The organism is Flavobacterium ammoniigenes (genome assembly GCF_020886055.1).
GTDB classification, from domain to species: Bacteria; Bacteroidota; Bacteroidia; order Flavobacteriales; family Flavobacteriaceae; genus Flavobacterium; species Flavobacterium ammoniigenes.
Map to the genome: position 1 here is coordinate 1,932,791 of NZ_AP025184.1, position 23,302 is coordinate 1,956,092.

Here is a 23,302-nt window from a genome sequence, read left to right on the forward strand (position 1 = left end):
TAATTATAGTTTAATTGAAAAATCTTTTTGTACTTTTTTTCCTTATCTCCAACTTTGTTTTTAGTCAAAACACTTTAGAATTAAAGGTGGTCGACCAAAACAATAGTCCACTTTTTAGAGCTATTGTTATCATTGAACAAAATAATATCCAAATCGGCTTTGGTAGTACCAATCAAGGTGGTGTTTTTAGTACAAAGCTAGCTGCTGGAGATTACAATTTAAAAATCAATAAACTTGGTTTTGTTTCTCAAGTAAAAACTATAAATATTATCAATACTACAACCCTCACAGTGGAGCTATTTAATGAGACCAATAATCTTGAAACTGTGGTTATTAAGTATAGACCCAAAATAATGAAAGTGAAGCAGGATACCATATCTTATAATCTTAAAACTGTAATAGATGGTACAGAGCGAAAAGTAGAAGATGTTATAAAAAAACTACCTGGGTTGAATGTTGATGAAAACGGAAAGGTTTCATTCAAAGGACAAAATATTGATAATGTCCTTATTGACGGTAATGAATTCTTTGGAAACAAACATCAAATGGCAACAAAAAACATTGATGCCACTATGATTGAAGGCATAGATCTGCTTACAAATTATCAAGGATTTTCAAAACTAGCCATGGGTGCAAAAGGAATAGCTTTAAATTTAAAACTTAAAGAAAAATACAAACAACAAATTATCGGCGATATTGAAAGTAGTTATGGTATAAATGATGCAGCAAGGATACATAATAACTTGTATAAATTTTCAAAAAAGGGGAATTTGGCAATTATCAGTGATTACAATTCAATTGGCAAAACTCCTATTACTGTCGAAGACTATCGAGAAATGCGTATCCCAAATGATGCTGAAAACGAGCAATCTAATACCGAAACATTTGAATTACCTTCTTTTCTTGCACCATCAAGTTTTATAAAATTCAAAAAAAACAAATTCCTTGGTGTAAATTTTACATCACTAATAGGAGAAAAATCAAAAATCTCGTTTTCAAACTTATTTAATAGCACGAGTATGATTGAAGAAAGTACAAAAACGCAAACAAATATTGGGCAGACAAATTCCTTAACTCTATTTGAAAGTAATAAAAAATCGAATTATACTTTAAATAGCACCGATTTTAAATGGGAATTTAATAAAAGTAAAAACACGTTTATTAGTTATAGATTAAATTTCACACCAAATAGAGATGAAGCAAATGATTCTATCAATAATTTTACAAATCAAATAGCAACAAGAGGCACCAATCAAAATTTTATACTTTCACAAGTATTTAAAGCAAACTCTATTATAAGTGACAAAATAAATTATAAATTTCAATTCAATCAGAGTTTAGAAAATAATCAAAAACGGTCACATATCGATAGTGAATCGGCTTTATTTGGTTTAAATGTAGAGAAAGTAAACCAATTTTTAAATTTCAAAAACAACAATTTTTCTGTATTTAACGAGCTTAATTATAAAAAGGGGGAAAATAATTTTATAACCAAATTACTATTACTTCATAAAAATAGTTCTTCAACAAATTTAGTTATTACTGACGGAAGTGAAAATGATTTATTCAGAAAACAAAATACCCTACAAGCACAATTCCAATGGCAACATCAATGGAATAAAAAATGGCGTACTACTTTAGGACTAAAAAATACAAATACATTTATCCTTTATGATGAAAACAAAACTAGTTATGCAATATTAGAACCTGTAGTTATAATTAACTATGCAATTTCCCAATTTCATAAAATAAGTTTGAGTGGCGATTTTTCTCATGATTTTACCTCTCTTTTCCAATTGCAAAATGACGTATTAATTGATGACTTTCAAAATATCAAAACTGCAAGTACTGTTGATTTCAGTAACCCAATACAAAAAAAATCAGTAAATATTGACTATTTAAATATTAATAGTAAAAACCAGAGCATTTTATTCTCAAAAATATCGTACTCAATTTTCGATAAATCAGTAGCTCAAAACACCATTTATAATGTGGGTTATGTAAATAGTAATTTTTTATTCTCACCAAAAACAACACAATTTCAATGGCTTAATTTGTATGATTTGCGGTTTAATACTTTACCTTTCTCAATTAAAAATACTATAGTTTATTTAAACACTCAATCATTCTCCTATTTTAATTCAAATCAAAATCAAACTATAAATCAAAATGTTTCTGTAAAACAACAATGCGTGACAAATTTCAAAAATTCTATTTTTCAATTTGATATAGGCTACAGTCTAAACAATATGAATACTTCACAAAGTTTTACTAATTTTAATAATACTACTAATTCGTATCAAATCTTTTTTACTTTAAAAGGTAGGTATAAAGAAAAAGTAAAATGGGATATTGGATGGATGTTAAACGATCAAAACTCCGGTTATAATCAAAACAGAATTCATTTTTTAAATTGTAATGGAGAATTATACTTAACAAAAAAAATGAGGATAATTGTAAATGGGTATAATTTATTGGATTTAAATAATAATATTTTTATTACTACAACTAATGACCCTTCATTCTTTACTGAATCAATTAATCAAATAATGCCTGGTTATATCATGAGTGGTTTGAACTTTTCGTTTTAAAAAATTGCTCTTCAATTTTAAAAAAACTAACACTAACAATAATTTGCTTAAAGCTGGCTAATTTACAACCTTTAAACACCTTATAACCATTAGTTAAGACTTTCCTGATAATCTCGATCTCCAAACCTAAACGAAGCAAAATAGCTATACGTTAAACACAATCTTAAAAAAAATATACAACGAATGTAATTAGAATAATTAGGAGATAATTTTTATTTGACCAATGATTACTTGCTTGTTCATTACTAAAAGAAAAAAAAACTCAACATTAATAATGATTGAAAAAAATGATTTGTATTTAAAAATAATTTTAAATGAACATAAGTTGTTAATAGATTAGCATGTTTTGTTGACCTAGGGATTAATTTAAATATAAAATAGACCATGCTTTATTGAACAAAACAATTAAATTTCATCCAATTCGATAAGTTTGTATTTCAGTGCAAATAAGACAACCCCAATAAAGTTTTTACATTCTGTTTTTTCCATAATATGCTTTCTATGTTTTTCAACCGTACGAGTACTAATACATAAAAAATCTGCCATCTCTTTACTACATTTCTCCTTTGTGGCTAATTTGACAATCTCAATTTCTCTAGCTGTTAAATGTACTGGTACAACACTATCTTTTGAAAAATCCCTAGAAATAACTCCGTGTAGTAATTCATAACCTTTTTCTTCGTTAAGTCCCATAGGTTTAATTTTATATTGCAAATGATACTTTCAAAGCTAATGCAACCAAATCAATACATTTTACGGTAAAATTATCTAAATAATACGGTTTTTTAAATGTACAGTAAAGCATAAAAAAAACCTCGATACAATGATCGAGGTTTCAATTTGGAGAGAATTCACAATGAATTTAAATGATACCTTCTGAGGGTTTAACAATGCGCATTAAAAAATGTAGTGTATTCAATTTCTATAAACCGTTACAATATATATATTAAACAACTAAACAGTAAACAACTCAAATAGAACATTTTAGAAAAATGTATAAAGTATTTACAATCTTTAAAACAAGACAAAGTATTACATTTTACTCAGGAGTAATACTAAGTAGAACTAATAGTTATTGACCGTAATGAATTGTTTGAAAAACCGTAAAATCATTCCAGACATGCTGTCTAATTTTATGTTTTATAAACAAAACCTCAAAACTGCTATTATAGTAATAAATTATCCTTTAATGTCGCGGTGGGAAAATAGAAAGCTGTATTATAAAATATAAACCCTAAAAATTAATTTGTTATGAGCTTAATCGATAAAACAGAACTTAAATACAAAGATTATACATGGACAACCTATTCAAATGATAATCCAAAAATATCTGGTAAACCTGATAGTACACTTTTGAATAGAAAGGAAGGTTATGAAATATTATACTTCATTAATAAAATATCAGAAATTCATAATTTCAAACTAAAATCATCTGCAATTAAAATTGAAAATATAATAAGAAACGAAGTGCCAACTAATCTACACAGTCAAGAAAACATAAAGGTATGGATTGAAACTAATTGGAGGAAAAGTAAATACTAAACCTTAAAACACCTTTTTGCAGAAGTCTCCTGACTTTGAAATTGTATTAAAACACTATTTTAAATAACTAATCTAAATATAATCTATGACCATTCAAGCTATTAAACCTGGACCAAAAAGAACAGCTACATCAACAGGAAAACCCGATCAACGTCAACGTGATAATAAAGGAACACCAAGCAATACACCATCGTTAAAACCATCGAAATCAACACCAAAAAAATAGAATAATTATACTACAAAAATTTACATCCAAATTTATTACATTAACAAGTTATCCTTAATATTTCTCATCATAAAAAAATAACAAAATGAAACAAATTTTAAAAATTACAGCTTCAATTACAATGATACTTCTTATGACAAATGCAACTTTATTAGCACAAGATGTGAAAAAAGAAGCAGAAGGTTTAAAGACGAAAATGGATGTTTTTAGTTCAAAAACAGGAACAATTACCAAGTTTACTGACACCAAATTACCAAATTTAAAAACTTCTTTTGGTGTAGTAGAAACTAAAATCAGAAAAATATTTAATGGCGCTAATTCAGCTTACTTTTATCAAATAACAAAAGAAGGCAAATATAGCAATAGTACAGCTTCAATTGAATATAATGATTTGTTAGAAGTAATAAAAGCGCTAAAGGCACTACAACCAGAAGTTGAAAAAGATATCTTGTCAAATCCAGACTATCTAGAAAATAAATTTGTAACCGTTGATGGTTTCCAGGTTGGATATTATGTAAGTGGTAAAAAAGCAAGTTGGTATATAAAATTAGAAAAGTATGGATCTGAAAATACTTTGTTTATTGATAATGGGAATATAATTGAAACATCATTTGTAGATGCGAAAAATAAAGTAGACGAACTCAAAAAATAAAATCTACCGACAAAATCCCCAAATTGGTAGGATTATCTTGCTCTTGCATTTAAATAACAGTTCAAGTTAACTACCAATTAACAATTGTCTACTGACTCTAAATCTTTGTAAATAGAAAATAGAAATTATATCTAAATCAAAAAATTATGAAATACTACTATGTTAACAAAATAAATCAATCAAATGGCGACCACGAAGTACACTATTCAACTTGTAATTATTTAACAAGTGTAGAAAATCAAGAACCTTTAGGTTATTTTATTGATTTCAAAGAAGCAGTAAAAAAGGCAAAAGAAAAATATGTCCAATCAGATGGATGTTATTTTTGTTCAAATACTTGTCATAATAAATAACCTCTTTCTACTTAATCGAATTACTATCTTGCTTATGGGAGTAAAACTTACTCGGAAAGCAGTTGCAATTATTGTTTCAGCTAAATAAGCATTACAAGTGATACCTGGAATCTAATAATTAAACCTTTATGAATGTAGTAATGACGTTTGTAAAATATTATAAAATTAATTTGTAATAATTCTTACCAATTTTCACTGATTTTCACTGATTTTAATTATTTAGTTTTTGCTTTTTTTCTTCTTGATGCATTTGATAGACATTATAACAAATGACTAATCCAGCCATTATTATTCCTCCAATGAGTATAAATTGAACTGTTTGATTTCTTTCAAATTCTTGAGGAGTCTCGATTAAATTCAATTCTAATGCTAATTGATCTGGAGAAAGCATTCTTTGTCTAGAAGTTAATAGTATTTCTTTCATAATTTATTATTTGTGAATTATAATTTTATTTGTTTTCTTGTCCAAATGAAAAACGATTTCCTTTATTTGATAACATTGAGTTTCTTTTCCATTTATAATGAAAAATTTAGGTTCCGGTAAGAAACGTGTGTTAAATCCAAATCTCTCTAGTTTCCACAAATCTTCATCAAAGATACCTGCATCAGAATGTGTTTTTAGTAACTTATAATTTTTTTGAAGTCCTTTGCTAAATACATCAAATTCTTCATTTTCAATTAAGCGTCTGAGGTAGCCGGCTCGATTTCTACAATAATCGTTACAATACGCTATCTTAGAAGATTTGTATTCAATTATTTCATCCCTACACTCAGGGTTATTACAAATTTTAATTGGTTTTATCATTTTAATACGTTTATGCAAATATATTAAAATATTTTTAATTACATTTGTCGTATAAAATTAAACTAATGGACATACAAGAATTTTATCCTAACCTTGACGAAAAAAGAATACTACGCAGTCATACAGGTGTAGAAGCTAGGATTTTTAACTCATGGAAGCAAGAAGGAATACTTTGGGAGGAAAGTAAGGTTAAGCAAGGTTCAGAAAAACGAGAGTGGGAATATTTAAATGTTTTCGAGGCGTTATGGTTATTAGTTGTAGTTGAACTCAGAAAGTTAAATCTGAATTTGGATACAATTAAATCGGTTCGAGATTTTTTAAAACAAGTTAATGACCCACGACTGGAAATTGAAAAACTTACAGAAGAAGAATTTCAAAAAAATGTTGTAGAAAAATTTCCTGCTGGAATTTTAGAACAACATGGAGGTACAATTACTAAAAAAGCTTATTTAGAGATTCACCCTAAAACAATAGAAAAGGACAATGGTTATTTTATCAATAATATGGGAATAATGCTCTATGGGATATTGATAGAAAAAACATCCCCATCATTAATTATTGAGCTCAATAATAAGAATAGTAATTATGATATGGCTATTGCAATGAATTGTCACTCAAATAGTAAGTTTAAAAAAGATTTGTTTGATTTTTATACTAAGAAATTTTCTGAATCAATTTTTGTTAATCTTTCCATTCTTCCTATAGTTGAAAAACTATTCGAGAGGGAGGATTTTGAAAAACATAAATTATATTATGGCTTATACACCAAACAAGAAAACCAACTGTTAGAATCTATCAGAGATAATGAATGTACTGAAGTAAAGATCATTAAACATAAAAGTGGAGATATAACAATTAATTTTTCTGAACAAAATGACATAACCGGAGTTAAAGCCAAAGAACTTAGAAAATTGCTCGGTCTGAAAAAATATGATAAAGTAGAGGTTACTTTTAGAAATGAAAATCATATGGTTATAAAAAACACACAAAAGCAAATACTAAAAAAATAGCAATCCTGGGTATCCCCTAGTATTAAATCGCCTAATAACAGTGAACAGGTACATCCTACTTCTTCCTGCCAACAGGTAAAATGGATCTAGAAAAAGCCGAACAAATTGTAAACAAAAACAGAAACAAAAAATTAACTGAGAATCAAATTAAAGAAGTTATTGCTTTAGCAGAGTTATTAGCTAGTTGCACTATTATTAATTTAAAAAAGGGAATCAAAAATGAAAAATGTAATTCTTTACGTTAGGGTCTCCACAGATGAGCAAGCAGGAAGAGGATATTCTTTACGAGACCAAGAGCAGAAATTGCTTAATTATTGCCAAAACAATAATTTAAACGTGCTACATATTTTTAGAGAAGATTACTCTGCTAAAACTTTCAAGCGACCTGAGTTTAAGAAACTATTAGAGTACTGTAAGAAAAATAAAAAAGATGTACACCAATTGATTTTTATCAAATGGGATAGATTCTCCAGAAACACAGCTGAATCTTACCAAATGATTGGAGTATTCAATGGATTAGCCATTCAGGTAAACGCCATTGAGCAACCACTAGATTTAACCATTCCAGAGCAAGGATTAATGTTAGCTGTTTATCTTTCTATGCCTGAGGTAGAAAACCAACGTCGATCATTAAATGTAACGGCAGGGATGCGTAGAGCCTTTAAAGAAGGTAGATATGTTGGAAGTGCTCCAAAAGGGTACGACAACGGCAAAGATGTCTTAAAAAAGCCTCTTTTGATTCCAAATGAAGATGCAAAGTACATTCAGGAAGCTTTTGAACTCATGGCAACAGGAAACTACCAGCGCAATGAAGTATTCTATAAATTAAAAGCAAAAGGTTTTCAATCTAGTAAATCTGTATTCGCAAATATTTTAAATAATCATTTATACTATGGAAGTGTTTTCATAAAAGCTTATAAAGACGAGAAAGAAACCATAGTAGAGGGTATTCACGAACCTATAATCACCAAAGCCTTATTTGATAAAGTACAGCAAGTAATGTACAGCAGAAAAAGAGGAAAGCAAAAAGCGCCTAAGAAGTACAATGAGAACTTCCCTCTAAAAGGATTTTTATGCTGTCCAATTTGCAACAAACAAATGACCGCTAGTGCATCAAAAGGGAGAACACAATACTATAGCTATTATCATTGTATAAGCCCCTGTAAGGGAAGATATACTTCAGATGAAGTGCATCAACAAGTAAATGACTTTTTAGCAGATATTTCCTTTGACAAACAATTCCAAGAATTGTATTTTGAAATCATTAAAGAAAAATTAACTGCTGAAACAAAGCAAAAAGCTTTAGGTCCAAAACATTATGAGCATCTGAAATCTTTAGAAGATAAAATAGTCAAATTGCAAGACTTATACATTGATGGAGATATAGACAAAACTGGATATGAATCTGCTAAAGAACGGTATGGTAATTTGTATGCAGAATTAAAATCTAAAGAAGCATCTTCAGAAGACAATAAAAAACTAATAGAACTCTATAAAATAGCTACAGAAAAGTTTATAGATATTGACAATCAATACAATAACTCTAATTTGGAGCACAAAAGAAGAATAGTCGGTTCGATATTTGGTAAAAATCTTCAATTTGAAAATAAAAAAGTTCGAACCGCTAATTTGAATCCAATCCTAAATGAAATAGCCAGTATTAATAAGGGTTTACGAGATAAAACAAAAAAGGATTTGACTAAAAAAATAGTCAAATCCTCTATGGTGATCGCAGAAGGATTCGAACCTTCGACCGCCTGCTTAGAAGGCAGGTGCTCTATCCAGCTGAGCTATGCGACCAGTATTGTTGTTGTCGGGGTGGCAGGATTCGAACCTGCGGCCTCCTGCTCCCAAAGCAGGCGCGATAACCGGGCTACGCTACACCCCGAAAAAGCAAAATTAAATAAGCGGAGAGACAGGGACTCGAACCCTGGCGACGATTGCTCGTCGACAGATTAGCAATCTGCTCCATTACCACTCTGGCACCTCTCCAAGCTCAAAGAACGTGTCCTATTTTGCGGTGGCAAATGTAGCACTTCATTGTATTAATCACAACTATTTTGTACCTTTTTTTACTTTTATTTCGTGATTTTTATTAAATCACTTAACAATCAAGCCTCTAGCAATAAATAAATTGACTCTAATCAGAATACTGAAATCAAAATTTGAATTTCTATAAAAAAGAGTAAATTTGCTACATCAACTAGTAAAAAGTGCTATGAACAAAAGAGTCGTTATTGTTGCCGCAGCTAGAACCCCTATTGGAAGTTTTATGGGAGGATTAGCAACTACTCCTGCCCCACAATTAGGAGCTATTGCTATTAAAGGTGCACTAGAAAAAATCAATCTGGATCCTACTTTAGTTGATGAAGTGTTCATGGGAAATGTGATACAAGCTGGCGTAGGCCAGGCTCCTGCTCGACAAGCAGCCCTATTTGCTGGGTTATCTAATTCAGTAGCTTGTACAACCGTAAATAAAGTATGTGCATCTGGAATGAAAGCAGTCATGTTTGCTGCTCAAGCCATTCAATCTAATGACGCCGAAATTGTCGTTGCAGGCGGAATGGAAAACATGAGTTTGATTCCACATTACACCCATCTACGAGCGGGAATAAAATTTGGCCCAACCACCTTACAAGACGGAATGCAAAAAGACGGACTTACCGATGCCTATGACAACACTGCCATGGGAGTAAGTGCCGATCTTTGCGCTAACGAATATAAAATTTCCAGAGAAGAACAAGACCAATTTGCCATTCAATCCTATGAGCGAAGTGCCAAAGCTTGGGAAGCTGGAAAATTTGATAACGAAATTGTTCCGGTCGCAGTGCCTCAGCGTAAAGGAGAACCTGTAATCGTTTCAAAAGACGAAGACTATACCAATGTAAAATTAGATAGAATTAGTAGCTTAAACCCCGCTTTTACCAAAGAAGGGACAGTTACTGCTGCTAATGCTTCTACCATTAATGATGGGGCGGCTGCTTTGGTAATTATGAGTGAGGAAAAAGCAAAAGCATTGGATTTATCTCCGCTAGCGTATATCCTTTCTTACGCAGACGCAGCGCAAGAACCAAAATGGTTTACAACAAGTCCAGCATTAGCATTACCCAAGGCTTTGAAAAAAGCAAATCTTACTATTGAAGATGTAGACTATTTTGAGTTTAACGAAGCTTTTTCAGTAGTTGGTTTGGCGAATGCCAAAATATTAAATATTGATCAAAACAAAATCAATGTGAACGGTGGTGCCGTTTCTTTAGGACATCCATTGGGTTGTTCAGGAGCACGAATCATTGTAACCTTATTGAATGTATTAGAACAAAATAACGGAAAAATCGGAGCAGCAGCCATTTGTAATGGTGGTGGAGGTGCTTCGGCAATAGTAATTGAAAGAGCCTAAATCAGTCACTTAATTTACGATCATAAACAATAAAAAGTTTTAAATGTTTGGAATTTGTAACCTAGCCATTATCCCACTTCGAGCGGAACCTAGCGACAGAAGCGAAATTGTTTCTCAGGTCTTGTTTGGCGAACATTTTGAAGTGGTAGAAGAATTAAAACAATGGCGCCGAATCCGATTGCATTATGATGCTTATGAAGGTTGGGTAGATTCCAAACAATTTCAAATGATTTCTGAAGCAGCGTACAACACACTCTCAAAAGAACCAATTATTTTAAATGCTGATTTGATCGACTATATTTCAGCTCCAAATAATACTTTACTCCCTATTCCTTTAGGAGCATCGCTATCTTTTTTAAATCATGACGATATTAATACCGCTCAATTTGAATTTGATGGTACAAAAACTAGTGGCGTACAAGATAAAAGTAAACTAATTGCAACAGCATTTATGTATTTAAACGCGCCTTACCTTTGGGGTGGAAAAACCCCTTTCGGTATTGACTGCTCAGGATTTACCCAAATGATATATAAATTAAATGGCTACCATTTGTTTAGAGATGCCTCGCAACAAGCAACTCAAGGAGAAGCCTTAAGTTTTATTGAAGAAAGTGAACCCGGAGACTTGGCTTTTTTTGATAACGAAGAGGGTAACATCATCCATGTGGGTATTATAATGGAAAACAATTACATTATTCATGCTAGTGGAAAAGTTCGGATTGACCGTCTGGATCATTTGGGTATTTTTAACCCCGAAACACAAAAACACACCCACAAACTAAGAGTAATCAAAAAAATTATATAAATAAAAAAGCCGAATTTTTCAATTCGGCTTTTTTATTTATATGATGAAAACTATTTTTTCATTTTAGCTTTTAAAGCTTTTGCTTTTTCAGTCATTTCTAGGGCTCTGTAAACACTTAATAAAGTACTTTTTACCTCTTCATTAGTACTGTCTAATTCAGATGCTTTTTCTAAGTATGGCAATGCCGATGTAAACACTGCTTCTCTTTGTTTTTTCAACACTTCGTAACGTTTGTTATCTTTTTCAGAGTTGCCTAATTTTTGAATTTCTTCAAATAATTTTTTATCAGCATCCAATTTTAAAATCGCTAAGTTCAAATAGGCATTCACGTAGTCTGATTTAATTTCAATGGCTCTTTTGTAATACTTTTCAGCGTCTACTAAATTTTTAGCATTATAACTAATTACACCTAAGTTAAAAACTAAGTCTGCATCGTTTGGACTTTGTGCCAAAACTTCAGTTATTAATTTTTTATAAGTATCATAATCTTTAGTATCCAAATACAAATTGGCTTCAGTCAAAATTAATGAGGTATCCTCAGGATTAGCTGCTCTTGCCTCGGCAACTGCTTTTTTAGCTTCGGCTACTTTACCGTTTTGCACTAAAATCAAGGCCATATTTTTATAGATTTCACCTCTTTTAGATGGAATATCTTCTGTTCTTGGCTTTTCATGAGTACCTAATTTCACCATTTGGTCTCTTTCTTTAGCAGTAGGGAAAAATTGTTCTTCACCATTGATTTTATTCACTGCATAGAAATTAGTTCCCTTTCCAGAATAGTTTAACATTTTTAACTCGTCATAAGCATTATAAGCTGTTTCATATTCTTTGGCATTTACATAAGTAGAGGCTGCATAATACAAATTGATGGTGTCTTTTTTATCCAACAAATAGGCATCATATAATTTTTTAGCTCCAGCCGCATGTTTTTCCGCTTTGGAATCAGCGATAGCCGCATTGATTAATTTGTATTTAACATCAATAATTGAAGTTGATGCCTGGGCAGAAAATTTGGCTTTACCAGAAGTTTTCTCAATTGACAACACTTCTTGATAGGCTTTGGCAGCAGCCGAAAGATTAGCATCCGTATTTTCATTTTTTGTTGCTAAAGCTAAGTGAGCATTGGCTTTTACAAATTGGAATTGTGCTTTTTCAGCATCTGGTGCTGCTGCTGAAGCCGCTTCAGCGCCTTGTAAAATAGTGATTGCTTCTTGAGCATTTCCTGCTTTTAATGCTTTTTCAGCTGCTTTAATTTGGTCTTTTTGAGCAAAAGTGGCAACTGATATCAACAAAGCTGATGCTAGTAGTACATATTTACTTTTCATAGTATTCTAAATTTGATTGGTTTTAATTATTGTTTTAATTTATTCGTCTGAATCGTCTTCGTCAGCGTCATCACCTTCTTCATCGTCAACGATTTCTTCTTCTTCATCATCGTCATCATCAGCAGCACCATCATCTTCTAGTACTTCTAGAACTGGTTTTACTCTTTCGATCACTTCGACTTCAATTGGATTACCGTCTTCGTCTAATTCTACTTCGGCAGGATCATCTTTCATTACTTTGGTTACCGCCGCAATAGAATCGTTTCCTTTTATGTTGATTAATTTTACTCCTTGAGTAGCACGTCCCATTACACGAAGATCTTCCACTGCCATACGGATAGTTAATCCTGATTTGTTGATAATCATCAAATCGTCAGCATCAGTTACCGCGTTGATCGAGATCAATTGACCTGTTTTTTCTGTAATGTTCAATGTTTTCACTCCTTTTCCTCCACGATTCGTAATTCTGTACTCATCTAAGCTAGAACGTTTACCGTATCCGTTTTCAGCAACTACTAAAATTTCGCTACTCATATCGTTCACCGTCACCATTCCGATTACTTCATCTTTATCGTCTTTCAAAGTAATTCCGCGAACTCCCGAAGCCGTTCTTCCCATTGGACGGGTTTTTGTTTCTTCGAAACGAACCAATTTACCAGATTTAACAGCCAAAATAATTTGACTTTCACCATTGGTTAATTGAGCCGCTAATAATTCGTCTCCTTCTTTAATAGTGATAGCAGCAACTCCATTCACACGAGGTTTAGAATATTTCTCTAAAGACGTTTTCTTCACCTGTCCTTGTTTCGTTACCATCACTAAGTTATGGCTCGTTACATACTCTTTATCTCTCAAGTCTTGTGTACAAATAAATGCTTTCACTTTGTCATCCGACTCGATATTGATTAAGTTTTGCAATGCTCTTCCTTTGGCGGTTTTGCTTCCTTCTGGAATTTCATACACACGCATCCAGAAACATTTTCCTTTTTGCGTAAAGAACATCATGTACTGGTGATTGGTAGCCACAAACATATGCTCTAAGAAATCTTGGTCACGGGTACCTGCACTTTTTTGTCCTACTCCACCTCTATTTTGAGTTTTGTATTCTGACAAGTTGGTACGTTTGATATAACCTGCATGTGAAATTGTAATGACTACATTTTCATCGGCAATCAAATCTTCAATACTTACATCGCCACCAGAATATTCGATTTGAGAACGACGCTCATCACCGTATTTGTCTCTGATTTCAACTAATTCTTCTTTGATCAAGGCGATTCTTAAATTCACATCGGCTAATAAAGCTCTTAAGTGCTCGATTAACTTCATGATTTCTTCATACTCAGCACGCAATTTATCTTGCTCTAATCCTGTTAATTGACGCAAACGCATTTCAACAATAGCACGGGCTTGAATATCAGATAATTTGAATCTTTCGATTAATTTTTCTTTGGCTTCATCAGTATTTTTAGACGCTTTGATTAAAGCAATTACTTCGTCAATGTTATCTGAAGCAATGATTAATCCTTCTAAAATATGGGCTCTTTCTTCTGCTTTACGCAATTCAAATTGAGTTCTACGAATAACCACATCGTGACGGTGCTCAACGAAATGATGAATCATATCTTTTAGATTCAACGTCTCTGGACGACCATTCACCAAGGCAATGTTGTTTACACTAAATGAAGATTGTAATTGGGTATACTTATATAAGGTATTCAACACTACATTAGGTGTAGCGTCGCGTTTCAAGATATACACGATACGCATACCGTTTCTATCCGACTCATCACGGATATTAGCAATACCCTCGATTTTCTTTTCGTTTACTAAGTCAGCAGTACGTTTGATCATATCTGCTTTGTTCACTTGGTATGGAATTTCAGTTACAATGATAGATTCTCTACCATCTACTTCTTCAAAACCTACTTTAGCACGAATAACTACTCTACCACGACCTGTTTTGAATGCTTCACGCACCCCTTCATATCCGTAAATAATTCCACCTGTTGGGAAATCGGGTGCTTTAACGTGCGTAATTAACTCGTCAATTTCAATATCATTATTATCAATATACGCGATAGTTCCGTTAATAACTTCAGTCAAGTTATGAGGTGGCATATTGGTAGCCATACCCACTGCAATACCTGTAGCTCCATTAATTAATAAGGTAGGTACACGTGTTGGCATTACTTTTGGCTCATACAAAGTATCGTCAAAATTCAATTGAAAATCAACTGTTTCTTTTTCAATATCAGCCATAATTTCTTCCGAAATCTTACGCATTCTGGCCTCGGTATAACGCATTGCTGCAGGACTATCACCATCAACAGAACCAAAGTTACCTTGTCCGTCAACTAATAAGTAACGCATACTCCACTCTTGCGCCATACGTACCATAGCATCGTATACAGAAGTATCACCGTGTGGGTGGTACTTACCTAAAACCTCCCCTACAATTCTAGCGGATTTTTTGTGGGCTTTATTTGAAAAAACTCCTAAATCATACATTCCGTAAAGTACTCTTCGATGCACCGGTTTCAAACCATCTCTAACATCTGGAAGTGCTCTTGATACAATTACCGACATCGAATAATCGATGTAAGCTGATTTCATTTCATCTTCTATGTTAATAGGAATTAACTTTTCTCCTTCAGACATAAGTTGTTATATTAAAAAATTATATTCGTTTCAAAACGTGCCAATATACGGAGATTTGAAATTTTTAATGGTATTTTTAACTACTTATTTCAATGATTTATTAACAACTTTTCCATGTATTTTGGTTAATAAAATAAGCCGAATTATTCTTTCTATTTATTATTTTTTTTGTCAATTAGCTGACAGCAGTAGTTAAGGGTATGGTATTTGGTTTTCCAACACCAATTAACTAAATTTACACTATCAAAAATAAATATATGGATGATAATTTTTCACCAAGAGTAAAAGATGTAATCACTTACAGTAAGGAAGAAGCCTTGCGACTAGGCCATGATTTCATTGGTACCGAACACCTAATGTTAGGAATTCTTAGAGATGGAAACGGAAAAGCGATTCATATTTTGAATACGCTTGCAGTAGATTTAGATCACTTGCGTAGAAAAGTGGAAATTTTAAGCCCTGCCAATCCTAGCATTGAAGTAAGTGTAGAAAAGAAAAATTTACACCTTACTCGTCAAGCTGAAAGAGCTTTAAAAACTACTTTTTTGGAAGCCAAAGTTTTTCAAAGTACATCCATTAGTACCGCACATTTGCTTTTATGCATATTGCGAAATGAAAACGATCCCACAACCAAACTACTCAACAAGTTGAAAATCGACTACGATGTAGTTAAAGAACAATACGTAAATATGACTCCAGCAGAAGATGATTTCATGGAAAACTTGCCAAAAAACGAGTCGTATAATGACGAATCAGGACAAGATGACAGTATCAAAGAAAGCAATTTCAATAACCCAACTAATAAATCAAATAAAAAGTCCAAAACACCTGTTTTAGATAACTTTGGAAGAGATTTAACTGAAATGGCTGAAGAAGGAAAATTAGACCCTGTAGTGGGACGCGAAAAAGAGATTGAGCGTGTTTCCCAAATTCTAAGTCGAAGAAAAAAGAACAATCCATTATTGATTGGAGAACCTGGTGTTGGTAAATCAGCCATTGCCGAAGGTTTGGCTTTGCGAATTATACAAAAAAAGGTATCGCGAATTTTATTCAACAAACGTGTAGTAACTCTAGATCTAGCGAGCTTAGTTGCTGGAACTAAATACCGAGGACAGTTTGAAGAACGAATGAAAGCCGTGATGAATGAACTTGAAAAAAATGATGATATCATTCTTTTTATTGACGAAATACACACTATTGTAGGTGCTGGAGGAGCAACAGGTTCTTTGGACGCTTCCAATATGTTCAAACCAGCTTTGGCTCGTGGCGAAATTCAATGTATCGGAGCAACTACTTTAGATGAATACCGTCAATACATTGAAAAAGATGGTGCTTTAGAAAGACGTTTTCAAAAAATAATTGTAGAGCCTACTTCGGTTCCTGAAACAATTACCATTTTGAACAATATCAAAAACAAATACGAGGACCATCACAATGTAACCTATACCCAAGAAGCAATTGAAGCTTGCGTAAAATTAACCGATCGTTATATGTCGGAACGTTTTTTACCAGACAAAGCAATCGATGCTTTAGACGAAGCAGGTTCAAGAGTTCATATTACTAATATTGAGGTTCCAAAACAGATTGTGGATCTTGAACGTCAGTTAGAAGATGTGCGTGTCTTGAAAAATGAAGTAGTTAAGAAACAAAAATACGAAGAGGCAGCCAAACTTCGCGACGACGAAAAACGCATTGAAAAAGACTTAGCTATTGCACAAGAACAATGGGAAGAAGATGCTAAAAACAATCGTATAGAAGTTACTGAGGACAATGTAGCCGATGTCGTTTCTATGATGACTGGTATTCCGGTAAATCGAATCGCACAAACAGAAAGTAATAAATTAGCTAAATTACCCGAACTTATTGAAGGTAAGGTAATTGGTCAAAAAGAAGCAGTACTTAAAATTGCACGTTCTATTCAACGAAACCGTGCCGGATTAAAGGATCCAAACAGACCAATTGGTTCTTTTATTTTCTTAGGACAAACCGGTGTAGGTAAAACCCAATTAGCGAAAGTAATTGCAAAAGAATTATTCGATTCTGAAGATGCCTTAGTACGAATCGACATGAGCGAATACATGGAAAAATTTGCCATTTCAAGGTTAGTGGGAGCTCCTCCAGGTTACGTGGGTTATGAAGAAGGTGGACAATTAACAGAAAAAGTTCGAAGAAAACCGTATTGTGTAGTATTACTAGACGAAATTGAAAAAGCACATCCTGACGTTTTTAATATGTTACTTCAAGTATTAGATGATGGATTTTTAACGGATAGCTTGGGACGAAAAATTGATTTCAAAAACACCATTATTATTATGACATCCAATGTGGGTGCAAGACAATTAAAAGATTTTGGACAAGGAGTTGGTTTTGGAACTGCTGCGAGAACTGCTCAAGTAGATGACAATTCGAAAAGCATTATTGAAAATGCACTTAAGAAAACATTTGCACCTGAATTCTTAAATAGAATTGATGATGTTATCGTATTTAATGCATTAGAGAAACACGATATTGATTTAATTATCGAAATTGAATTAAAGAAACTTACTGCTCGAATTGCCGACTTAGGATACAAATTAAATTTGTCAGACAAAGCCAAAGCTTTTATAGCCGATAAAGGATTTGACAAACAATTTGGTGCTAGACCTTTAAAAAGAGCGATACAGAAGTACGTAGAAGATTCTCTTGCTGAAGAAATCATCACATCAAAAATAGGATCTGGCGACGAAATTTTCATGGATATTGAAGAAGGAGCTCAAGAGTTAAGTGTACAAGTACACAAAGCAGAAGAGCCAACAAATCAATAACATCAAATACCTCTTTAAATAAACAAACCCGCCATAAGGCGGGTTTGTTTATTTAAGAATAAAAAATTTATATAAATAAATTGAGCATATAATAGGTAATAGCAGCTAAAACTGCTGAAACAGGGATGGTTAATACCCAGGCCCATAACAAACTAACAGTTACTCCCCAGCGTACTGCAGAGACACGTTTAGTAACCCCTACTCCAATAATAGAACCTGTTATAGTATGTGTTGTCGAAACCGGAATTTTAAAATGCTCTGTCAAAAATAAAGTTAGAGCCCCGGCAGATTCTGCAACTACTCCTTCAAATGGATTAACTTTAGTAATTTTAGAACCCATTGTTTTTACAATTTTCCAACCTCCGCTTAAGGTTCCTAAAGCAATTACAGAATAACATGTAATTGGTATCCAAGCTGGCATTTTAAACGAACCGTCCTCTTTTGGGAGCTCAACGTCTAACCAATCTGGTAAATCAACATTTCCAGCTGTTTTAACATAAACGGCAACTGCTGCTGCAATAATACCCATCACTTTTTGCGAATCATTACCACCATGTCCCAAACTAAAAGCTGCAGAAGATAATAATTGCATCTTTTTTAATACTGCTTCTGCTTTTGCTGCTGAAAATAAACTGAAAAATAAATTGAATATCGCTAAGCTAAAGAAAATAATAGCAACCAAAAACCATTTTATATTATGTGGTTCAGTAACTACACTCCAAAAAGGACTTTCAAATCTAGGTTTTTCAATTTCTTTAAAAGGAATTAATACAGTAGATAAAAACCAAACCGCCAATCCCATTAACACTAGTGTTAAGAGTTTAGGAAATATATTTTTCTTAGATGAATACATCATCCATAACGAAATGAAATACGAAATAATCATACCAAGTAATGGCGCAATTACAATAAAAAGTATGACAATCAAAACTCCGGAAGGCAATAACTCTCCTTCTTTAGCAGCTTTAAACCAACTCACAATTTTTAGTCCGTAATGTTCCGGATCTTGAACCACTCCTGAAAATCCATGAGCAATAGCCGCCCCTGCAAATCCTCCAATCAAAGTATGCGATGAAGACGAAGGAATTCCTTTCCACCAGGTAAAAAGATTCCAAATTATAGCAGCAATTACACCTGCTAAAATCACTGTCAAGTTGATACTACTAGTATGTGCAGTTTTGGCCACCGTATCGGCTACTCCAAAACCAAAAACCCAATAGGCTAAAAAATTAAAAAATGCTGCCCATAAAACTGCCTGAAATGGTGTCAAAACTTTTGTCGCCACAATAGTAGCAATGGAATTGGCAGCATCATGAAAGCCATTGATATAATCAAAAGCTAAAGACAACAGAATGATAATGATAAGTAAAGTAAAATCCATAGTGAGGTTCAGAAACAGATTAAATTAAGAGTGTTTTACAGCAATAGCTTCTAATACACTAGCTACACTTTTACATTTATCAGTAGCTGTTTCTAAAACTGATAATACTTCTTTGTATTTAATCACATTGATTGCATCTGTCTCATTTTCGAAAATTTCAAAAACGGCTTTATTATAGACATCATCTGATTTGTTTTCCAACTTATTAATTTTAGAACACGCAATAGTTATTTTTTTGGTAGAACTAAAATTTTTCAATTCATTGACAGCAAACTCAATATTTTGACACGCTTCTAAATTAATTTCTGTCAGTTTACGAATTGACTTCGTAATCTTATCTACATGATACAAACGCATTCTGCTTGCTGCTCCTTGAAGATTATCGGCAACATTATCAATGGATGTAATTAAAGAGTGAATATCTTCTCTATCGAATGGCGTTATAAAGTTTCTGCTCAATTCCAAATTAGTTTGACGAGTAATATCTTCCCCTCGTTGTTCCAATTCATCTATTTTTTGAAAAAGTTCTTCTCTTTCTTTTAAGGGTAAATTAACTGCCTCATGCAAATGAGAAGCTAATTGAACTAAATTCGTTGAAGCTTGTTCAAAAAGAGGAAAAAACTTTTTGTCTTTAGGAACTAAAAATTGGAAAATACTGTTTAATGACATGGGTATATATTTTAGATATGCAAAATTAAATGATTATTCAATGCTCGTGTTAAGCTATTGTTAACAATTGGAAATGATTTCAAATTTAAACATAATTATGACATTTAAACTAGTACATAAATTAATTTTGACATCCTTAAATCAAATCAATTTTTCCATTGTATTAATCAATAACCTATCTTGAATATTGTCATTTACAACCAAAACCGAAGTGTTTAAACCTAATTAAGTTTGTCAACTCTTATCTGAAATCCCTAGAAAATATGCCTAAAACACGAAACCAATCAATAAATACAGTCTATATTTTGGAAATTAACGAATATCAATAAAATTAACCGGTCATTTTTAAAATATTCGTAAAAAGCGTTTTTAAGGTTTATTTTTTTTATAAAAAAATGTACTTTTGAAAAATCAAATGACAAACAACAGAAAGACATATTCATCTGCAAAAACAACTTCAACTGAAGTTGCAATTTCTGTTACTTTTTCTTCTACAACAACAACTACCCCTTAGGGGTATACTTTTACATATAATCCTACTCTATTTTTACTTTTCCCTCAAGGGAGAAAGTTCTTGGATGTATAGAAATAGTTGCATTTTAAAATAACACACACACAATGAAAGTATTAAAATTTGGCGGCACTTCAGTAGCCAATGCAGAAAATATAAACCGCGTTCTAACCATAGTTACCGAAAAAGCTAAAAATGAAAAATTAGTTGTAGTCGTTTCGGCTTTAAGTAAAGTAACCGACTTATTACAATTGGCCTCACAAAAAGCAGCTTCCAATGACGAAAGTTATAAAGAAATTGTAACCGAGATTGAAAAGAAACATTTAGACACCTTAAAAGAATTAATTCCAGTAAGCGAACAAAGTAGTTTGCTAAGTCATTTAAAACGAATCGTAAACCATTTAGAAACACTTTTGGATGGTTGTTTCCTTTTAGGGGAACTATCACCTAGAACCGAAGATACAATTTTAGGTTTTGGTGAATTACTTTCCTCCTATATTATTGCGGAAGCTTTAAAACAAAAAGAAAAAAATAGCAGTTATGCTGATAGCCGTGAATTGATTAAAACTAATGCTGGTTTTGGAAAAGCCATCGTTGATTTTGAAACTACCAATAGATTAGTTGCTAATTTCTTCGCTTCCAACAACAGTCAAGTGGTAGTTTTACCTGGATTTATTGCTTCTACCAGCGACAAAATTCCTACTACATTAGGACGTGGCGGATCTGATTATACGGCAGCTATTATTGCAGCTGCATTGAATGCGACAGATCTAGAAATTTGGACAGACGTTAACGGCATGTTTACTGCGAATCCAAAAATTGTAAAACAAGCCCAACCCATTGCTACTATTTCATATCAAGAAGCTATGGAATTGTCACATTTTGGTGCCAAAGTATTGTACCCGCCAACGATTCAACCTGTTTTGAGAAAGAACATTCCAATCCTAATCAAAAATACGTTTGAACCAGAAGCTGTTGGAACGTACATTTCAAATGAAATTGTTGTCCAAACCAATCCTGTAAAAGGAATTAGTCATATAGACAACATTGCTTTATTGACATTAGAAGGTCCCGGAATGGTTGGGGTTTCAGGTTCGTCAAAACGACTTTTTGAAGTTCTTTCACAAGAGAGTATCAATGTAATCTTCATTACGCAGGCCTCATCTGAACATTCTATTTGTATCGGAATTTTAAATTCAGATGCTGAAACAGCAGAAATTGCTATCAACAAAGCATTCGAAGTTGAAATAGCACAAAATAAAATCGATCCTTGTATTGTAGAACATAATTTGTGCATCATTGCCTTAGTGGGTGAAAACATGAAAAACCACCAAGGTTTGAGTGGAAGAATGTTCAGTACTTTAGGAAAAAACAACGTGAACATTCGCGCTATTGCTCAAGGGGCATCAGAACGAAATATTTCTGCTGTTATTAATGAGAGAGATGTCAAAAAAGCATTGAATACTTTACACGAAAATTTCTTTGAAGAAAACACTAAACAATTGAACCTTTTTGTAATGGGTGTTGGAAATGTTGGTGAAAAATTCATTGAACAAATTCACCAACAAAAAAAATTCTTAAAAGAGAATTTAAAAATCAATCTAAGAGTCATTGCTTTATCTAATTCTAGAAAAATGCACTTTGACGAAGACGGTATTTCTTTGAAAGATTGGAAAACGATTTTAGACAATGGTAATGCTGCGAATCAAGAACAATTCATCGCTAAAGTAAAAGAATTGAATCTCAGAAACAGCATTTTTGTTGATATCACAGCGAACGAAAGTGTTTCAAAAACTTATGAACAATATTTAAAACAAAGTGTTGGTGTAGTAACTTGTAATAAAATTGCCTGTTCATCAGCTTATGACAATTACAAAAATTTAAAAAATCTATCACGCCAATACCATGCGCCATTCTTATTTGAAACCAATGTGGGTGCAGGATTACCAATCATAGATACCGTAAAAAATTTAATTGCTTCGGGAGATAAAGTGAATAAAATTCAAGCCGTACTTTCTGGAAGTTTGAATTTTATCTTCAATAATTTTGACGAAAACAATTCGTTTCACGATGTGGTCAAAGAAGCTGGAGTACAAGGATTCACAGAACCTGATCCAAAAATTGATTTAAGCGGAATAGACGTAGCTAGAAAAATCTTAATCTTAATTCGCGAAAGCGGTTACCAAATGGATATTGAAGCAATTGCTAACGAATCGTTTATGCCTGCAGAATGTTTGGAAACCACTTCAAACGAAGCCTTCTTTGCGTCATTATTAAAACATGCTGCTCATTTTGATGCGCTGTACAATGAAGCGAAAAGTAAAGAATCGCGTTTGAAATATGTAGCACAATTTGAAAATGGGAAAACATCTGTTGGCTTACAATTCATTCCGAAAGACCATCCTTTTTATAATTTGGAAGGAAAAGATAATATCGTTTTGTTTTATACCGATCGATATGTGGATCAGCCCTTATTAATAAAAGGCGCAGGTGCAGGAGCAGCAGTAACGGCTTCAGGAATTTTTGCAGATGTCATCCGAATTGGAAACGTATAAAAACTATTGTATCGC

Annotated in this window: 18 protein-coding genes, 3 tRNA genes and 1 pseudogene; 12 read left to right on the forward strand and 10 right to left on the reverse strand. The window is 32.7% G+C overall.

Features of this window, described 5'->3' with window-relative positions; all coding sequences use genetic code 11:
- The first annotated feature begins 14 nt into the window (after nt 1-14).
- Complete coding sequence (locus tag LPC21_RS08865) at nt 15-2,591, forward strand: TonB-dependent receptor (RefSeq protein ID WP_229316812.1); 2,577 nt, start codon at nt 15-17, stop codon at nt 2,589-2,591.
- 405 nt (nt 2,592-2,996) lie between these two features.
- Here LPC21_RS08865 and LPC21_RS08870 read toward each other — a convergent pair whose 3' ends face one another.
- Entirely contained in the window at nt 2,997-3,284 is a 288-nt protein-coding gene (locus tag LPC21_RS08870) for a response regulator transcription factor (RefSeq protein ID WP_229316813.1), read from the reverse strand.
- A gap of 558 nt (nt 3,285-3,842) precedes the next feature.
- Here LPC21_RS08870 and LPC21_RS08875 point away from each other — a divergent pair.
- The 4 genes from LPC21_RS08875 to LPC21_RS08890 all read left to right on the forward strand — a co-directional run bounded on the left by LPC21_RS08875 (nt 3,843) and on the right by LPC21_RS08890 (nt 5,364).
- Complete coding sequence (locus tag LPC21_RS08875) at nt 3,843-4,133, forward strand: hypothetical protein (protein WP_229316814.1); 291 nt, start codon at nt 3,843-3,845, stop codon at nt 4,131-4,133.
- An 85-nt stretch (nt 4,134-4,218) separates the two neighbouring features.
- The gene (locus LPC21_RS08880; protein WP_229316815.1) at nt 4,219-4,359 is read left to right on the forward strand and encodes a hypothetical protein; all 141 of its coding nucleotides are present in this window, start codon (nt 4,219-4,221) and stop codon (nt 4,357-4,359) included.
- Nucleotides 4,360-4,444: 85 nt separating this feature from the next.
- On the forward strand, nt 4,445-5,011 hold the full coding sequence (locus LPC21_RS08885) for a hypothetical protein (protein ID WP_229316816.1): 567 nt from the start codon (nt 4,445-4,447) through the stop codon (nt 5,009-5,011).
- Between the two features lie 146 nt (nt 5,012-5,157).
- Nucleotides 5,158-5,364 carry a hypothetical protein gene (locus tag LPC21_RS08890; RefSeq protein ID WP_229316817.1) on the forward strand — a complete coding sequence of 69 codons (207 nt, stop codon included), beginning with the start codon at nt 5,158-5,160 and terminating at the stop codon, nt 5,362-5,364.
- A 211-nt stretch (nt 5,365-5,575) separates the two neighbouring features.
- On the opposite strand, the gene LPC21_RS08895 is transcribed toward LPC21_RS08890, so the two are convergent.
- Complete coding sequence (locus tag LPC21_RS08895; protein ID WP_229316818.1) at nt 5,576-5,788, reverse strand: hypothetical protein; 213 nt, start codon at nt 5,786-5,788, stop codon at nt 5,576-5,578.
- 6 nt (nt 5,789-5,794) lie between these two features.
- Entirely contained in the window at nt 5,795-6,169 is a 375-nt protein-coding gene (locus LPC21_RS08900; protein WP_229316819.1) for a hypothetical protein, read from the reverse strand.
- Nucleotides 6,170-6,234: 65 nt separating this feature from the next.
- On the opposite strand from LPC21_RS08900, the gene LPC21_RS08905 reads away from it, so the two are divergent.
- The 3 genes and pseudogenes from LPC21_RS08905 to LPC21_RS10315 form a co-directional block, all read left to right on the forward strand.
- On the forward strand, nt 6,235-7,179 hold the full coding sequence (locus LPC21_RS08905) for a hypothetical protein (protein ID WP_229316820.1): 945 nt from the start codon (nt 6,235-6,237) through the stop codon (nt 7,177-7,179).
- 80 nt (nt 7,180-7,259) lie between these two features.
- The gene (locus LPC21_RS08910; RefSeq protein ID WP_229316821.1) at nt 7,260-7,424 is read left to right on the forward strand and encodes a hypothetical protein; all 165 of its coding nucleotides are present in this window, start codon (nt 7,260-7,262) and stop codon (nt 7,422-7,424) included.
- Nucleotides 7,399-8,169 (forward strand): annotated as a pseudogene (locus tag LPC21_RS10315) (recombinase family protein); the annotation flags it as partial. The gene LPC21_RS08910 and the pseudogene LPC21_RS10315, both read left to right, overlap by 26 nt.
- Before the next feature lie 733 nt (nt 8,170-8,902).
- On the opposite strand, the gene LPC21_RS08915 reads toward LPC21_RS10315, so the two are convergent.
- The 3 genes from LPC21_RS08915 to LPC21_RS08925 all read right to left on the reverse strand — a co-directional run bounded on the left by LPC21_RS08915 (nt 8,903) and on the right by LPC21_RS08925 (nt 9,171).
- Nucleotides 8,903-8,979 (reverse strand) — tRNA-Arg (locus LPC21_RS08915).
- A 13-nt stretch (nt 8,980-8,992) separates the two neighbouring features.
- Nucleotides 8,993-9,067, reverse strand: a tRNA-Pro gene (locus LPC21_RS08920).
- Between the two features lie 20 nt (nt 9,068-9,087).
- Nucleotides 9,088-9,171 (reverse strand) — tRNA-Ser (locus LPC21_RS08925).
- 226 nt (nt 9,172-9,397) lie between these two features.
- Here LPC21_RS08925 and LPC21_RS08930 point away from each other — a divergent pair.
- Nucleotides 9,398-10,576 carry an acetyl-CoA C-acyltransferase gene (locus tag LPC21_RS08930; protein ID WP_229316822.1) on the forward strand — a complete coding sequence of 393 codons (1,179 nt, stop codon included), beginning with the start codon at nt 9,398-9,400 and terminating at the stop codon, nt 10,574-10,576.
- Nucleotides 10,577-10,619: 43 nt separating this feature from the next.
- Nucleotides 10,620-11,381: a C40 family peptidase gene (locus LPC21_RS08935; RefSeq protein WP_229316823.1), complete on the forward strand. Its 762-nt coding sequence runs from the start codon at nt 10,620-10,622 to the stop codon at nt 11,379-11,381.
- 50 nt (nt 11,382-11,431) lie between these two features.
- Here the strand turns inward: LPC21_RS08935 and LPC21_RS08940 are convergent, their stop codons facing one another.
- Together LPC21_RS08940 and gyrA are read right to left on the reverse strand one after the other, a co-directional pair.
- On the reverse strand, nt 11,432-12,706 hold the full coding sequence (locus tag LPC21_RS08940) for a tetratricopeptide repeat protein (protein ID WP_229316824.1): 1,275 nt from the start codon (nt 12,704-12,706) through the stop codon (nt 11,432-11,434).
- 39 nt (nt 12,707-12,745) lie between these two features.
- Nucleotides 12,746-15,367, reverse strand: a complete 2,622-nt coding sequence (gene gyrA / locus LPC21_RS08945) for a DNA gyrase subunit A (RefSeq protein ID WP_229316825.1) — start codon at nt 15,365-15,367, stop codon at nt 12,746-12,748.
- Between the two features lie 257 nt (nt 15,368-15,624).
- Between gyrA and LPC21_RS08950 the strand changes: the two genes are divergently transcribed.
- The gene (locus LPC21_RS08950) at nt 15,625-18,171 is read left to right on the forward strand and encodes an ATP-dependent Clp protease ATP-binding subunit (RefSeq protein WP_229316826.1); all 2,547 of its coding nucleotides are present in this window, start codon (nt 15,625-15,627) and stop codon (nt 18,169-18,171) included.
- 67 nt (nt 18,172-18,238) lie between these two features.
- On the opposite strand, the gene LPC21_RS08955 is transcribed toward LPC21_RS08950, so the two are convergent.
- A complete protein-coding gene (locus LPC21_RS08955) occupies nt 18,239-19,552 on the reverse strand; it encodes an inorganic phosphate transporter (protein ID WP_229316827.1) in 1,314 nt (437 codons plus the stop codon).
- A gap of 24 nt (nt 19,553-19,576) precedes the next feature.
- Nucleotides 19,577-20,221, reverse strand: a complete 645-nt coding sequence (locus LPC21_RS08960; RefSeq protein ID WP_229316828.1) for a DUF47 domain-containing protein — start codon at nt 20,219-20,221, stop codon at nt 19,577-19,579.
- A 618-nt stretch (nt 20,222-20,839) separates the two neighbouring features.
- On the opposite strand from LPC21_RS08960, the gene thrA reads away from it, so the two are divergent.
- A complete protein-coding gene (gene thrA, locus LPC21_RS08965; RefSeq protein WP_229316829.1) occupies nt 20,840-23,287 on the forward strand; it encodes a bifunctional aspartate kinase/homoserine dehydrogenase I in 2,448 nt (815 codons plus the stop codon).
- Nucleotides 23,288-23,302: the final 15 nt, after the last annotated feature.

What these genes read in the sequence shown, in the direction of transcription:
- LPC21_RS08905 (WP_229316820.1), top strand. Translation starts at nt 6,235, where the DNA reads ATGGACATACAAGAATTTTATCCTAACCTTGACGAAAAAAGAATACTA.
- LPC21_RS08935 (WP_229316823.1), top strand. Translation starts at nt 10,620, where the DNA reads ATGTTTGGAATTTGTAACCTAGCCATTATCCCACTTCGAGCGGAACCT.
- LPC21_RS08930 (WP_229316822.1), top strand. Translation starts at nt 9,398, where the DNA reads ATGAACAAAAGAGTCGTTATTGTTGCCGCAGCTAGAACCCCTATTGGA.
- gyrA (WP_229316825.1), bottom strand. Translation starts at nt 15,367, where the DNA reads ATGTCTGAAGGAGAAAAGTTAATTCCTATTAACATAGAAGATGAAATG.
- LPC21_RS08900 (WP_229316819.1), bottom strand. Translation starts at nt 6,169, where the DNA reads ATGATAAAACCAATTAAAATTTGTAATAACCCTGAGTGTAGGGATGAA.
- LPC21_RS08955 (WP_229316827.1), bottom strand. Translation starts at nt 19,552, where the DNA reads ATGGATTTTACTTTACTTATCATTATCATTCTGTTGTCTTTAGCTTTT.
- LPC21_RS08910 (WP_229316821.1), top strand. Translation starts at nt 7,260, where the DNA reads ATGGATCTAGAAAAAGCCGAACAAATTGTAAACAAAAACAGAAACAAA.
- thrA (WP_229316829.1), top strand. Translation starts at nt 20,840, where the DNA reads ATGAAAGTATTAAAATTTGGCGGCACTTCAGTAGCCAATGCAGAAAAT.
- LPC21_RS08890 (WP_229316817.1), top strand. Translation starts at nt 5,158, where the DNA reads ATGAAATACTACTATGTTAACAAAATAAATCAATCAAATGGCGACCAC.
- LPC21_RS08870 (WP_229316813.1), bottom strand. Translation starts at nt 3,284, where the DNA reads ATGGGACTTAACGAAGAAAAAGGTTATGAATTACTACACGGAGTTATT.
- LPC21_RS08940 (WP_229316824.1), bottom strand. Translation starts at nt 12,706, where the DNA reads ATGAAAAGTAAATATGTACTACTAGCATCAGCTTTGTTGATATCAGTT.
- LPC21_RS08880 (WP_229316815.1), top strand. Translation starts at nt 4,219, where the DNA reads ATGACCATTCAAGCTATTAAACCTGGACCAAAAAGAACAGCTACATCA.
- LPC21_RS08885 (WP_229316816.1), top strand. Translation starts at nt 4,445, where the DNA reads ATGAAACAAATTTTAAAAATTACAGCTTCAATTACAATGATACTTCTT.
- LPC21_RS08960 (WP_229316828.1), bottom strand. Translation starts at nt 20,221, where the DNA reads ATGTCATTAAACAGTATTTTCCAATTTTTAGTTCCTAAAGACAAAAAG.
- LPC21_RS08950 (WP_229316826.1), top strand. Translation starts at nt 15,625, where the DNA reads ATGGATGATAATTTTTCACCAAGAGTAAAAGATGTAATCACTTACAGT.
- LPC21_RS08895 (WP_229316818.1), bottom strand. Translation starts at nt 5,788, where the DNA reads ATGAAAGAAATACTATTAACTTCTAGACAAAGAATGCTTTCTCCAGAT.
- LPC21_RS08875 (WP_229316814.1), top strand. Translation starts at nt 3,843, where the DNA reads ATGAGCTTAATCGATAAAACAGAACTTAAATACAAAGATTATACATGG.